The sequence below is a fragment of the Lactobacillus kefiranofaciens genome (assembly GCF_900103655.1).
GTDB classification, from domain to species: Bacteria; Bacillota; Bacilli; order Lactobacillales; family Lactobacillaceae; genus Lactobacillus; species Lactobacillus kefiranofaciens.
In genome coordinates this window covers 17,801-32,395 of sequence record NZ_FMXC01000002.1, presented here as the reverse complement: position 1 = coordinate 32,395, position 14,595 = coordinate 17,801, and the positions used below count along the sequence as shown (strand labels likewise).

Annotated in this window: 10 protein-coding genes; all 10 read left to right on the top strand. The window is 40.4% G+C overall.

Going from position 1 to position 14,595, the window contains the following annotated elements; translation table 11 throughout:
• Positions 1–16 precede the first annotated feature (16 nt).
• The 10 genes from mutS (at position 17) to alaS (ending at position 14,582) form a co-directional block, all read left to right on the top strand.
• A complete protein-coding gene (mutS, locus tag BLP58_RS01305; RefSeq protein ID WP_095341966.1) occupies positions 17–2,593 on the top strand; it encodes a DNA mismatch repair protein MutS in 2,577 nt (858 codons plus the stop codon).
• Positions 2,593–4,491, top strand: a complete 1,899-nt coding sequence (mutL, locus tag BLP58_RS01300) for a DNA mismatch repair endonuclease MutL (RefSeq protein WP_025084057.1) — start codon at positions 2,593–2,595, stop codon at positions 4,489–4,491. The genes mutS and mutL overlap by 1 nt, the downstream gene beginning before the upstream one ends.
• On the top strand, positions 4,492–5,079 hold the full coding sequence (ruvA, locus tag BLP58_RS01295; RefSeq protein ID WP_013853611.1) for a Holliday junction branch migration protein RuvA: 588 nt from the start codon (positions 4,492–4,494) through the stop codon (positions 5,077–5,079).
• Positions 5,080–5,126: 47 nt separating this feature from the next.
• Positions 5,127–6,143 (top strand): Holliday junction branch migration DNA helicase RuvB, encoded by a 1,017-nt coding sequence (ruvB, locus tag BLP58_RS01290; RefSeq protein WP_013853612.1) that lies wholly within the window; start codon positions 5,127–5,129, stop codon positions 6,141–6,143.
• 58 nt (positions 6,144–6,201) lie between these two features.
• On the top strand, positions 6,202–6,654 hold the full coding sequence (gene yajC / locus BLP58_RS01285) for a preprotein translocase subunit YajC (protein WP_013853613.1): 453 nt from the start codon (positions 6,202–6,204) through the stop codon (positions 6,652–6,654).
• Between the two features lie 114 nt (positions 6,655–6,768).
• On the top strand, positions 6,769–8,220 hold the full coding sequence (gene zwf / locus BLP58_RS01280) for a glucose-6-phosphate dehydrogenase (RefSeq protein ID WP_013853614.1): 1,452 nt from the start codon (positions 6,769–6,771) through the stop codon (positions 8,218–8,220).
• Complete coding sequence (gene dinB, locus BLP58_RS01275; RefSeq protein WP_013853615.1) at positions 8,213–9,331, top strand: DNA polymerase IV; 1,119 nt, start codon at positions 8,213–8,215, stop codon at positions 9,329–9,331. The genes zwf and dinB overlap by 8 nt, the downstream gene beginning before the upstream one ends.
• A gap of 61 nt (positions 9,332–9,392) precedes the next feature.
• Positions 9,393–10,349, top strand: coding sequence for a DHH family phosphoesterase (locus BLP58_RS01270; RefSeq protein WP_013853616.1), 957 nt, complete (start codon positions 9,393–9,395; stop codon positions 10,347–10,349).
• Complete coding sequence (locus BLP58_RS01265) at positions 10,342–11,703, top strand: DEAD/DEAH box helicase (RefSeq protein ID WP_013853617.1); 1,362 nt, start codon at positions 10,342–10,344, stop codon at positions 11,701–11,703. The genes BLP58_RS01270 and BLP58_RS01265 overlap by 8 nt, the downstream gene beginning before the upstream one ends.
• 239 nt (positions 11,704–11,942) lie before the next feature.
• Complete coding sequence (gene alaS, locus BLP58_RS01260; RefSeq protein WP_013853618.1) at positions 11,943–14,582, top strand: alanine--tRNA ligase; 2,640 nt, start codon at positions 11,943–11,945, stop codon at positions 14,580–14,582.
• The last annotated feature ends 13 nt before the right edge of the window (positions 14,583–14,595 follow it).

Genomic DNA, 14,595 nt, shown 5'->3' with positions numbered 1-14,595 from the left:
TGAAAAAAAGACTCCGATGATGGAACAATATTATGAAATTAAAAAGCAATATCCTGATGCTTTTCTTTTTTATCGCGTCGGAGATTTTTATGAATTGTTTGAAGATGATGCGGTAAAGGGTGCACAAATTCTTGAATTAACTTTAACGCATCGTTCTAATAAAACTAAGAATCCTATTCCTATGGCTGGGGTTCCTCATTTAGCTGTGGATACTTATGTGAATACTTTGGTAGAAAAAGGCTATAAAGTTGCACTTTGCGAGCAGCTGGAAGATCCTAAAAAAGCTAAGGGCATGGTAAAACGTGGCATTATTCAACTGGTTACGCCCGGAACCATGATGAATGAAGGCCCTAATGATGCCAAGGATTCTAATTATTTAACTTCTGTAGTGACTACTAAAAGCGGTTTTGGCTTAGCTTATAGTGATTTATCCACGGGTGAAATTTATGCTACGCATTTGAAGAGTTTTGACGCGGTTTCTAATGAGCTTTTGTCTTTAAGAACAAGAGAAGTTGTGTATAATGGTCCGTTAACTGAGCAAAAAAAAGACTTTATGCACAAGGCTAATATTACAGTCTCCAGTCCTACGCCAATTGAAGGTGAACATGCGGAAATTTCTTATGTTGAACAAAATTTAACCAATCATGCGGAAAAAGAAGCAACTAGACAATTAGTGGGCTATTTATTGTCTACGCAAAAGAGAAGCCTGGCTCACTTGCAGATTGCTAAAAGCTACGAAGTCAACCAATATTTGCAGATGTCGCATGTGGTGCAGAACAACTTGGAATTGATCGCCTCTGCAAAAACTGGCAAAAAGATGGGTTCGCTTTTCTGGGTTTTGGACAAAACTCATACCGCGATGGGTGGACGACTACTCAAACAATGGCTGGCGCGTCCGCTTTTAAATGTCGATCAAATCAATCATCGTGAAGAAATGGTTCAAGCTTTGTTTGAGGGCTATTTTACTCGAGAAAATACGATTGATGCGTTAAAAGGCGTTTATGACTTGGAACGATTAACTGGTCGGATTGCTTTTGGCAATGTGAATGCGCGTGAACTATTACAATTGTCGCGTTCGCTGCAAGCCGTCCCTGTGATTTTGGATGCCTTAAATCAATCAGATAGTGAAGTTTTGGAGGATTATGCTAAAGACATTGATCCACTTAAAGGCGTTGCAGAAATGATCTCTACTACTTTAGTTAAGGATCCACCGCTGTTAACAACTGAAGGTGGATTAATTCAACCGGGTGTGGATAAGCAGTTGGACCGCTATCGTGATGCTATGAATAATGGTAAGCAGTGGCTAGCTCAGATGGAAGCAGATGAGCGGCAAAAGACCGGCATTGAAAATCTAAAAGTTGGCTATAACAAAGTTTTTGGTTATTACATTCAAGTTTCTAATGGCAATAAGAGCAAAGTGCCACTTGATCGTTATACTCGTAAACAAACCTTGACTAATGCCGAGCGGTATATCACGCCAGAATTAAAGGAACACGAGAACCTCATTCTTGAAGCTCAAACTCGTTCGACAGATTTGGAATATGATCTATTTGTCAAATTGCGTGAAGAAGTTAAAAAGTATATTCCAGCTTTGCAAAAACTAGGCAATCAATTAGCCGCTCTGGATGTTTACTGCGGCTTTGCGACTGTGGCTGAACAAAATAATTACTGCCGGCCAACTTTCCATACTGATAATCAAGATATTAATGTGGTTAATGGTCGTCACCCCGTTGTGGAAAAAGTCATGACTGCTGGCTCCTATATTCCTAATGACGTCAAAATGGATTCTGCCACTGACATTTTCCTAATTACTGGACCTAACATGTCTGGTAAGAGTACCTATATGAGGCAGATGGCATTAATTGCGATTATGGCGCAGGTAGGTTCATTTGTTCCAGCAGACAGTGCTGATTTACCAATTTTTGATCAGATCTTTACTAGAATTGGAGCTGCTGATGACCTTATTTCTGGTCAAAGTACCTTTATGGTGGAAATGAGTGAAGCTAACGATGCTTTGCAGTACGCGACAAAACGCAGCTTAGTTTTATTTGATGAAATTGGTCGAGGCACAGCAACTTATGATGGGATGGCTTTAGCCGGTGCGATTGTTAAATATTTGCACGATAAGGTTGGCGCCAAGGCCTTGTTTGCGACTCACTATCATGAATTGACTGCTCTTGATGAAACGTTAGATCATTTGAAGAATATTCACGTTGGTGCAACCGAAGAGAATGGCAAGTTGATCTTTTTGCATAAAATTTTGCCAGGACCAGCCGATCAAAGTTATGGTATCCACGTTGCCCAACTTGCTGGTTTGCCACGGGCAGTTTTACGTGAAGCAACAAAATTGCTCAAGCGATTAGAAGCTCAAGGTAGTGAACTTGCTCCAGTTAGTCAACAATTAGACTTGTTTGCAGAACCTGTGGAAAACACTAATGATGAAGAACAAGTACAAAATGACAAACCTGCAATAACCGATGCTGAGCAAGACGTTTTAGATGATATTTCTAATCTTTATTTAGCTGATAAAACACCGCTGCAGATTATGCAGATGGTAGCCGATTGGCAGAAAGACTTAAAGGATGATCACTAATGCCTAAAATTCATGAGTTGTCGGAAAACCTTACCAATCAAATCGCAGCGGGTGAGGTAATCGAGCGTCCTGCTAGCGTAGTCAAAGAATTGGTAGAAAACTCGCTGGATGCAGGTGCCACACGAATTAGAGTTGATTTTATAGATGCTGGTTTAAAACAAATTGTTGTGCAGGATAACGGAACTGGGATTGCCCGTGATCAAGTTGATCTGGCTTTTACACGGCATGCGACTAGTAAAATTAATAATGAGCATGATCTGTTTAAAGTAGCAACCCTGGGTTTCCGTGGTGAAGCTTTAGCTTCAATTTCTGCGGTTAGTCACGTTGAGATCATAACTGCAACCGAAGGCGCCATCGGCGTTCGCGCTACTTTTAGCGGTGGCAATAAAAAGGGGCAAGAAGATTCTGCTGCGCGTCAAGGAACTAAGATTACGGTTAAGGATTTGTTTTTCAATACGCCAGCGCGATTAAAATATTTGCGCAGTCCACGGACGGAAACAATGAAAATTGTGGATATTATTAACCGGCTGTCTTTGGGTTATCCACATGTGTCTTTCACCTTGTCGAATACTGGTAAAGTAATTTTGAGAACGACGGGCAATGGCAACTTGAAACAAACCGTGGCTAACGTTTATGGTCGCCATATCGCGGAAGGCATGGAAGAATTTCAAGCTAAAGATAGTGATTTTAAAATCAATGGTTTAATGTCTAAGCCAAGCTTGACTAGATCGACGCGTAACTTTATTTCGATTTTGCTTAATGGCCGCTACATTAAAAACTTCCAGTTGAATACCGCAATCATGGATGGATATGGTTCAAAATTAGCTGCGCGCCATTATCCAATTGTTGTTTTGGCAATACATGTCGATCCTTTGCTTGTTGATGTTAATGTGCATCCCACTAAGCAAGAAGTACGTTTATCTAAGGAAAAAGAATTAAGCCGCTTAATCACAAGTGCAATTAGTAATGCACTTGTGGAAAAAGTCGAGCAAACTAGTGCTTTCTCTAATTTACACAATCAGCGTGATACGCTTGTGGATCAATTGGAATTTAATTTAAACCAAGATGTGGTGAATACTACGCGTTCAAAAGAGCCAGAAGTACATGAAGAAGAATCGGTTTTTTCTGCTCCTAAAAAGGATGCGACTGAAGAAAAACAAACTAGTTCTGGTTACGTTAATTTAAATATTCCACGTGAAGATGATAAATATATCATCACCAAAACCTGGGATAAAAATGTTGCGCTCCAGCAGACCTTAACGCCATTTAGTTCAAATCAGAATAATCAGGAAGTCATCTCTAGTGGGGATGAAACTCTAGCCAATAATTTACCACGTCTGGCTTATATAGGGCAGACCGATACTTACCTGATTTCAGAAAATAATGGCGATCTTTTTCTAGTTGATCAGGTGGCTGCACGCAGAAGATTGAAATTTGAGCAAATTTTTAAAATGATTGCGGCTAAAAAGATTGTTCAGCAGGGATTACTGACACCAATTGTTTTAGAGTTTGGTAATCTTGATTTTTTACAGATTAAAGATAGAATTGAGCAAATTAAGACATTAGGAATTCACTTAGAGGAGTTTGGTCAAAATAGTTTTATTGTGCGGTCATATCCTACTTGGATTCATAATAATATTGAAGAATCAATTCGGCAGATTTTAGATAGTTACTTAAATCTTGATAAAGGAAAGTCAAATAGCCTATTTAAACGGGTTGCTGCATTGCAAGCTAAGCGTGAAATTAAAGGTAAAATTAAGTTATCTGCCGCTGAGGGTAAGCAGATTTTGCTTGATTTGCGTAAAACAACGGATCCATATCACGATGCTGATGGACGTATTGTTTTGATTCGAATGAGTCAAAATGAATTAAGAAAAATGTTTAAGAGGAATGAATAAATGTATGAATATTTTGATGGCATAATTACTGTAGTTGCGCCAAGTTATGTCGTGGTTGATGTAGGTGGTGTTGGCTATAAAGTTTACAGCCCGACGCCATTTGCTTATACGCAAGGACAAAAGGCCAAGGTTTTTATTGAGCAAGTTGTACGTGATACTGGAATTACGCTATATGGTTTTCAAAGCCAAGATGATAAAGGCTTGTTTCTTAAATTGCTTAGTGTCAGCGGCATTGGACCTAAAAGCGCGTTGGCGATTATGGCAGCGGAAGACAGTGATTCGTTAGCTGAGGCAATTGAACAAGGTGAAGTAAAGTACTTAACCCGTTTTCCTGGCGTGGGCAAAAAAACAGCTTCTCAGATTGTACTCGATCTCAAAGGCAAGCTAGGCGATTATGTTGCGCGGCTGGATAGAACAGATGATGGCGAAGATGTGCCACCAGCCTTAAATGATGCGTTATTAGCCCTAATTGCGCTAGGTTATACCCAAAAAGAGGTCGACCGGATTACGCCAAAATTAGAAAAATTTGATGCAGATACGGCTGATCAATATATTAAAAAAGGCTTGGCATTACTGCTTAAAAAGTAGAACTTGGTATAATGGTAAGGCTTGATTAACATAAGGAAGTGAAAGTAGTGGCAGAAAATGAAGATGCAGTAACTTCAGGCAATATTGAAAATCCTGAAGAAGAAGAGATGGAGCTTTCTTTACGTCCGCAAACCTTAAATCAGTATTTAGGGCAAGAGCGAGTTAAAAAGGAAATGTCGATCTATATTAAAGCGGCTAAGCAGCGTGATGAAGCGTTAGACCACGTACTTTTATATGGTCCGCCTGGATTAGGTAAGACGACCTTGGCTTTTGTAATTGCTAATGAGCTGGGCGTGCACTTAAAGAGTACGAGTGGTCCGGCAATCGAAAAGACAGGGGACTTGGTTGCCCTTTTATCAGACCTTGATCCCGGTGATGTGCTATTTATCGATGAAATTCATCGCTTGGCTAAACCAGTTGAAGAAGTGCTTTATTCGGCAATGGAAGACTACTATATTGATATCGTAATTGGTGAAGGACAGACGACGCATGCTGTGCACGTGCCACTTCCACCGTTTACTTTGATTGGTGCAACGACTTTAGCGGGACAATTATCTGCTCCTTTGCGTGATCGATTTGGCATTGTGGAGCACATGCAATATTACACGGTTGATGAGCTAGAAAAGATTGTGCTTCGTTCCAGTGATGTGTTCCATACTTCGATTGCACCGGAAGCGGCCCACGAATTAGCTCGTAGATCGCGGGGGACGCCGCGGGTTGCTAACCGTTTACTAAAACGGGTGCGTGACTTTGCTGAAGTTAAGGGTGAACAAACGATTTCTTGGGCGACGACGGAACATGCTTTAAAGCAGTTGCAAGTTGACGATGAAGGACTGGATCAGACTGACCGTAAGCTGCTGCGGACAATGATTGAAGGCTATAATGGTGGTCCAGTTGGCATTCGGACCTTAGCTGCTAATATTGGGGAAGATCGAGAAACGATTGAATCTCTATATGAGCCATATTTATTGCAGCATGGTTTTATTTTATTGACGCCGCGCGGTCGCATGGTGACTGATAAGGCATATTTACGACTTGGTTTGCCTATTCCAGGTGATAAATAGTATATTTTTCTGTATAATAGTAATATTAATTACACAATAATTTTATGAGGTGAAAAATTTGAATACTTTATTTTTAGCAAATGCTGGTGGCGCTGCTGGCGGCAATATGATGATGATCATTTTATTTATTATTTTGATCGGTTTTACTTACTTTGGTATGATTCGTCCGCAAAAGAAGCAGCAACAAAAGAGAATGCAAATGATGGACAAGTTGAAGAAGGGTGACGAAGTAGTCTTAGTTGATGGTTTGCACGCCAAGGTTGATAAGATTAACGGAGATCATACTATCGTGGTTGACGCTGATGGCATTTACTTAACCTTCGAAAGAATGGCTGTCCGTCGTATTATTCCAGCTGCTGCTCCTGCAGAGCCTGCAAAGACTGAAGAAAAGCCAGCTGACAAGGCAGAAGATGCTAAGACTGATAAGTCAGATGAAAAGGAAAAAATTAAGCCAGCTCCAGCTGATGAACTTAAGTCAACTTCTACTGAAGAAAACAAAGAAGATAAGTAATTAAAACTTCGAAATTAACAAAAGCGGCAAATGTGACGCTTTTGTTTTGCCTTAAAACTGCTTGTTGTAAAATAGAAATGATTAAGTTAACAAGTTACAGAAAAGGATTTAGCTATGAAAAATATTCCTGTTGTGATGATTATTTTTGGTGGTAGTGGTGACTTAGCTCACCGCAAACTCTATCCGGCTTTGTTTAATCTTTATGAACAAGGTTTGATTCATGATAATTTTGCCGTTATTGGTACTGCGCGCAGGCCATGGTCACATGAATATTTGCGTGAACAGGTCAGTGATGCAGTTCATGAGACGCATGATACAGTTGACGAAAATGATTTAAAAGAATTCGCTAGTCATTTTTATTACCAATCTCACGATGTTACTAACGTTGAACACTATGAAACTCTTAAAAAGTTGGCTCAAGATTTAGATGATCGTTATTGTGCTCGTGGCAATCGGTTATTCTACATGGCAATGGCTCCAAGATTTTTCGGCACGATTGCTACACACATTAATGATCAGCATTTGACTGGCAGCGGCTTTAATAGAATTGTAGTGGAAAAGCCATTTGGTCATGATCTGGCTTCAGCTGAAAAACTTAATAAGGAAATTACTGCATCCTTTGATGAAGACGATATCTTCAGAATTGATCACTACTTAGGTAAAGAAATGGTGCAAAACATCATGCCAATGCGCTTTACCAACCCACTCATCAAGAATATTTGGTCAGGTGACTACATTAAAAATATTCAGGTAACTTTGGCTGAACGTTTAGGTGTAGAAGCCCGCGGCGGCTACTATGATACTTCTGGTGCTTTGCGCGACATGGTCCAAAACCATATCTTCCAGATTATTACTTTGCTTGCGATGCCGGAACCTAAAGATTTAGATTCTGCTAGCGTGCACCAAGCTAAGCAAGATTTGCTAGCCAGCATGATTATTCCAACGCCCGAAGATGTCAAAAAGGACTTTGTGCGTGGCAAATATTTGGGTAGTGACACCACTTTTGCTTACAAGCAAGAACCGAATGTTGATCCAAATTCGAATACCGAAACTTTTGTGGCCGGTAAAGTTAAATTTGCTAAGGGACCAGTAGCTGGTGTACCAATTTACTTCAGAACTGGTAAAGAGCTTAGAGAAAAAAAGAATCGGATCGATATTGTGCTCAAGCATATCAACAATCTATATGGTCAAGCTCATTCCAACAATATTACTATCGAAATTGATCCAGAGAGTAAGATCTACATTACCATCAATGGCAAGAGAATTGATCAACCGGGGATTCGCCGTGAAAATTTAACCTATGCTTTTTCTAAAGCAGAAATGGTTAAAGTGCCAGATGGCTACGAGAGATTATTGCATGATGTTTTTGTCAATGATTCGACCAACTTCACTCATTGGAGCGAATTGAAGCGCTACTGGGAATTCATTGATGCCATTGAAGATGCATGGCAAAAAGAAAATGAAGTGGGCAAGCCAAAGGTTGTCCAATATCTGCCATACAGAATGGGACCAAAAGAGGCTAATAACATCTTTGAATCCCTAACTGAACATTGGATTTATGAGTAAAGAAAATCTATTACCGCAAAATGACATCCATCGTCGGATTATTCATCTAGACATGGATGCTTTTTACGCTTCTGTAGAAACGCGAGATCATCCGGAATTAAAAAATAAAGCATTAGTAGTAGGGCAAGATCCACGGCATAATGGTGGCCACGGCGTAGTAGCAACTTGTAATTATCATGCTAGAAAATATGGCGTTCATTCAGCGATGCCAGCAATTCAGGCAGTTCACTTGGTGCCGGAAGAAGAATTAGTTTTTATTCGCCCTAATTTTGAAAAATATCATCGGGTATCTGCGCAAGTTCACAGTTTTATGCATGAGATTACGGATTTAGTAGAATCTGTTGCTTTAGACGAAGCTTATTTGGATGTCACTCATAATAAAATAGGACAGGAATCGTCGGTTCAGCTAGCCTTAGATTTGCAAAAGAAAATTAAAAGCAAATTAGGCTTGAATTCTTCATTTGGGGTTTCATATAATAAATTCTTGGCCAAAATGGGCTCAGAATATGCCAAGCCGTTTGGTAGAACTGTGATTTTACCTGATGAAGCCTTGAATTTTTTAGGGATGCAAAAGATTGCCAAGTTTCCTGGGATTGGACCAAAAACGCAGGAAGAATTGCACAAGATGGATGTTTATACTGGCGGGGATTTACGGCAGGTTCCAGTGTTTGTTTTGCTTAAAAAATTTAAGAAAATGGGCTACATTATTGCTCAACATGCGCATGGGATTGACTTGCGGCCGGTAGTGGCAGATTCCGATGCTAATCGTAAATCGATCGGAATGGAGCGTACCTATGAGCCGGCCATCTATAATCGCGATGAAGCATTGACCAAGATGCGCAACTACTGTGAATATTTAGAAAAAGAACTAAAGAAGCGCGGTTTTCACGCTGGGACGGTAGTTATTAAAGTGCGCAACAACAATTTTGAGACGGTAACCAAACGCAGAAAACTAAAGCATCCTTCTGATAGTTGCTTTGAATTTTTTGATGTTGCCAAGGATTTGTTTGACAGCGTCCATGGCTTTTTAGAAGATGGTATTCGTTTATTAGGCGTGACCGTAACTGATTTTGAAAAAAATAATTATCAACCGATCAAATTGTTCGAGTAAAAAATAAAATGTTTTTCTGTTAAACTAGATACAGATATTTTTAGAAGACGAGGAATAAAAAATGAGTAGTTTTGACGACATTTATGAAAAAATCTTACAATACCCAACAATTATCTTGCACCGTCACACTAGTCCAGACCCAGATGCAATTGGTTCACAAGCGGGCTTGGCTCGTGCATTGATGGAAAAATTCCCAGACAAGCGTGTTCTTTGTGCTGGTGAAAATGACGAAGGGGACTTAGCTTGGATTAATCATATGGACCAAGTTAAGGCGGAAGATTACAAGGGCGCATTGGTAATCACTACTGATACAGCTAATACGCCAAGAATTTCCAACAAGCTTTATGACCAAGGCGACTTTTTAATTAAGATCGACCACCACCCAGATGTTGATCCATACGCAGACATGAGCTATGTCGATCCAGATGCTCCTGCAGCTAGTCAAATTATTGTCGACTTCTTGAATGAAGAAGGCTTCAAGATTACCAAAGAAATTGCCTATCCACTTTATGCAGGTATCGTGGGTGATACTGGTCGTTTCATGTATCCAGAAACTTCAGAACACACCTTTAAGGTAGCAGCCCAACTTGCCGCAACTGGAATCGATATTACCGAAATTGCGAGAAACATTGCCGATGTAACCTTTGATGAAGCTAAGTTGCAAGCAATGGCCATGGATAAGATGGAAATTAACCCAGTTGGTGCAGCTTACACTATTTTGATGCAAAGCGATTTAAAGAAGCTTGGTTTAACTGATGATCAAGCTAATGTGGCCGTTTCAACACCAGGCCGCATTGAAGATGTTCTTGCTTGGAACGTCTTTGTAGAAAAGCCGGATGGCACTTTCCGGGTACATTACCGTTCAAAGGGTCCAGTTATTAACGAATTAGCTGCTAAGCATGATGGTGGTGGCCACGCTTTAGCTAGTGGTGCCAACGCTAAGGACATGGGCGAAGTAAAGCAAGTCTTTGCCGAAGTTGTCGAAGTAACTAAGAAATATAAGGAAGATCATGAATAATATTTTTGAAGATTCTAAAATTAAACCAGCTATTCAAATTGGCTTAAAGAAGATTCATTTTGAAAAGCCGACTAAGGTGCAGGAAAAAGTTATCCCTGCGATGCTATCTGACTTAAGCGTAATTGTTCAAGCCGCAACTGGATCAGGCAAGACGCATGCTTACTTAGTGCCAATTTTTAATGAAATTGAAGAAGACGCACATTATGTGCAAGCTATCGTCACTTTGCCTAGTCGTGAATTGGCAGATCAATTGTACCAAGTAGCTCGTCAGTTGAGAGACGCTTCAGGGATGCATTTTTCAATTGCGCACCTTGCTGGTGGGACTGACCGCGAACGTCAACTTGAAAAGTATGAAAATAATACGCCGCAATTAGTAATTGCCACTCCAGGTCGTTTGCTCGATTTTGTGGAGAAAAAAGTTTTCGCTGTTGACCAAGTGAAGACTTTGATCATCGATGAAGCTGATATGACCTTAGATATGGGCTTTTTGGCAGATATTGACAAGGTCGCTGCTAAGTTGCCTAAAGACGTGCAAATTGCTGCCTTTTCAGCAACCATCCCAGTGAAGTTGTCTAACTTCCTGCGTAAGTACATGACTCATTCGGATCAAATCGTCATTGATAATCCGACTGTGATTGCACCTACGATTAAAAATGACTTGCTTGATATTGGTTCTAAGAATCGTAAGAGCGTTTTGTATAAGCTGTTAACGATGGGACAACCATATTTAGCTTTGGTTTTTGCCAATACTAAGCAAACTGTCGATGAATTGACCAGATACTTGCAAGATCAAGGATTAAAGGTAGCTAAGATTCATGGCGGGGTAACTGAACGAGAAAGAAAACGTACTTTGCGTCAAGTTGAACAAGGACAATTTCAATATGTTGTTGCCTCCGACTTAGCAGCACGTGGTCTTGATATTGATGGCGTTAGTTTAGTTATTAACTATGAAATTCCACGTGATATCGAGTTTGTCATTCATCGGATTGGTCGTACTGGCCGTAATGGCTTATCAGGTCATGCAATTACTTTAATTCGTGAAGAAGAAATGAACCGGATTGAAGACTTGGAAAAGATGGGTGTTCATTTCGACTTTGTTGAAATGAAGAATGGTGAATTAGTACCGCGTAAGCATTACCGCAGTCGTGAGAATCGTCAAGGTAAGAATCGCAAGCTTGATACTAAGTTAGTTGGTTACGTTAAAAAGGAAAAGAGAAAACGTAAGCCTGGCTACAAGAAGAAGATTAAGCGAGCAATTCAAGAAGATAATCGTCAGAAACGTAAGCTTGAACAATGTCATGAAATTAGAAAAGCTAAGCGTTTAAGAAAACGCAAGCGTGAACAAGGACGTTGACACACGTTAATTTTGTAGTACAATTATTCTCAGCTTAAGATATGTTGCTTGATTAATTATTTCCAAGAGAGAGCCAGTTAGATGAGAAGGCTTAATAATGATTAAGGAATGCTCCTTTAAGTTTTTAAATTAAGAATATCAAGAGGTAACAAACACTGTTGCAATCAAGGTGGTACCGCGCGCGGAGCGTCCTTGAGTAAGCAATGGTGTTTTTTATTTGTTTTTAGGGAGAAATTTTAATGAAGAAACTAAATAGTTCAGAGTTTCGCCAAATGTTCTTAGACTTCTTCAAAGAACATGGCCACATGGTTTTACCAAGTGCATCACTGATTCCACAAGATGACCCAACTCTTTTGTGGATTAACTCCGGTGTTGCAACAATGAAGAAATACTTCGATGGTTCAGTTGTACCAAAGAATCACAGAATTACTTCTTCACAAAAGTCAATCAGAACTAACGATATCGAAAATGTTGGTAAGACTGCTCGTCACCAAACTTTCTTTGAAATGCTGGGTAACTTCTCAGTAGGTGATTACTTCAGAGATCAAGCTATTCCTTGGGCTTGGGAATTCTTAACCAGTCCTAAGTGGCTCGATTTACCTAAAGACAAGCTTTACTGTACCGTTTATCCAAAGGATACTGATTCATTTAACGTTTGGGTAAAGGCAGGGATGCCAGCAGACCACATTGTTAAATTGGAAGACAACTTCTGGGATATTGGTGAAGGTCCATGTGGTCCTGATACTGAAATCTTCTATGACCGTGGTCAAGAAAACAACGACGTTGCTGAAGACGACCCAGAAAACTTCCCTGGTGGTGAAAACGCTCGTTACCTTGAAATTTGGAACATCGTTTTATCACAATTCAACCACTTGCCAAATGGTAAGTATGTTGATCAACCACACAAGAACATCGATACTGGTATGGGGCTTGAACGTGTGCTTTCAATTTTGCAAGATGCACCAACCAACTTCGAAACTGACTTGTTCTTGCCAATCATTCATGCTACTGAAGAAATGACTCCAGGCAAGAAGTACGGCGTTAACAAGGAAGACACTACTGCCTTTAAGATTATTGCCGACCACGTTCGTGCCGTAAGTTTTGCGATTGCTGACGGTGCCTTTCCTTCAAACTCCGGTCGTGGATACGTATTGCGTCGTTTGATCCGTCGTGCTGATTTGAATGGTCAACGTTTAGGCATCAAGGGAGCATTCCTTTACAAGTTGGTACCAGTTGTTGGTAAGATTATGCAAAGCCACTACCCAGAGGTAATGGACCAACGCAGCTTTATCGAAAAGGTAATCAAGAACGAAGAAGAAAGATTCCAATCAACTTTGGCTACTGGTTTGACTTTGCTTGATGACTTAATCGACAAGGCTAAGAAGTCACCTGACAAGACTATTTCAGGTAAAGATGCCTTCAAGATGTTTGATACCTATGGCTTCCCGTATGAATTAACCTTTGAATCAGCTCAAGATGCTGGTCTTAAGGTTGACAAGAAGGGCTTTGACGCTGAAATGAAGGCCCAAAAGGAACGTGCACGTAAAGCTCGTGGCGATTTGCAATCAATGGGTCGTCAAGACGTAACCTTGATGAACATTAGAGACAAGTCAGAATTTGAATATGGCGTTTACGAAGGACCTCATGCTAAGTTAGTTGACATCGTTGTTGATGATAAGTTAGTTGACAAGGCTGACGGTGAACACGCAACCTTAGTCTTTGACAAGACCCCATTTTACGCAGAACGTGGTGGTCAAGTTGCCGATCACGGTAATATTTACAACCAAGATGGCGATTTGGTAGCTAAGGTTACTGATGTTCAACACGCACCAAACGATCAAAACTTACACTTTGTTGACCTGATTTTGCCAGTAGAAAAGGGTCAAGAATACGTATTAAAGATCGACAAGGAACGTCGGGAAGGCTTACGTCACTCTCATTCTGCTACTCACCTTCTTCACGCAGCACTTCGTCAAGTATTAGGTGAACATACTCACCAAGCTGGTTCATTAGTTGATCCTGATTACTTGAGATTTGACTTCACTGCCATGGAACCAATGACTCCACGTGAAATTAAGTCAGTTGAAGAATTAGTCAACCAAAAGATTTGGGAAGCTATTCAAGTTAAGACTACTATCACTACCCCTGAAGAGGGTGAAAAGATGGGTGCCTTGGCATTATTTGATGGCAAGTATGGCGACAAGGTTCGTGTTGTTCAAATGGGCGACTTCTCCAGTGAATTCTGTGGTGGTACTCACTGTTCCAACACTAACCAAATCGGTATCTTCAAGATTACTTCAGAATCAGCTGTTGGTGCCGGCATGCGTAGAATCGAAGCCGTAACTTCAAAGAAGGCTTACGAATACTTAGCAGAACGTTCAAGCTTGCTTGATGATATTCAAGAAGACGTTAAGGCAACTAAGCCAGACAACATTATCGAAAAGATCGATTCAATCGAAAGCGATCTTCATGACAGTCAAAAGCAAGTTGAAGCTTTGAACAAGCAAATCAACCAAGCTAAGGCTGGCAAGATCTTTGATGATGTCAAATCAGTTGGTGACTTAACTGTCATTGCTACGATTGCTGACGTTAACAACATGAATGACTTGCGTGAACTTGCTGATAACTGGAAGAGCGGCAACAAGTCAGATGTTTTGGTATTAGCTGCTAATAACGATGGCAAGGCCAACATGATCATTAGCTTGAATAAGAAGGCCTTGGATAAAGGTCTTAAGGCTGGCGACTTGATCAAGAAGGCTGCCCCAATCTTTGGCGGTGGCGGCGGTGGTCGTCCTAACATGGCTCAAGCCGGTGGTAAGAAACCAGAAGGTTTGAACGATGCCATTAAAGCCGTAATTGACGAAATTTCTAAGAACTAAAATTAATTAATTG

Coding starts and splice junctions, on each gene's coding strand:
- BLP58_RS01270 (WP_013853616.1), top strand. CDS start 9,393: ATGAGTAGTTTTGACGACATTTATGAAAAAATCTTACAATACCCAACA.
- ruvA (WP_013853611.1), top strand. CDS start 4,492: ATGTATGAATATTTTGATGGCATAATTACTGTAGTTGCGCCAAGTTAT.
- dinB (WP_013853615.1), top strand. CDS start 8,213: ATGAGTAAAGAAAATCTATTACCGCAAAATGACATCCATCGTCGGATT.
- zwf (WP_013853614.1), top strand. CDS start 6,769: ATGAAAAATATTCCTGTTGTGATGATTATTTTTGGTGGTAGTGGTGAC.
- alaS (WP_013853618.1), top strand. CDS start 11,943: ATGAAGAAACTAAATAGTTCAGAGTTTCGCCAAATGTTCTTAGACTTC.
- mutL (WP_025084057.1), top strand. CDS start 2,593: ATGCCTAAAATTCATGAGTTGTCGGAAAACCTTACCAATCAAATCGCA.
- BLP58_RS01265 (WP_013853617.1), top strand. CDS start 10,342: ATGAATAATATTTTTGAAGATTCTAAAATTAAACCAGCTATTCAAATT.
- mutS (WP_095341966.1), top strand. CDS start 17: ATGATGGAACAATATTATGAAATTAAAAAGCAATATCCTGATGCTTTT.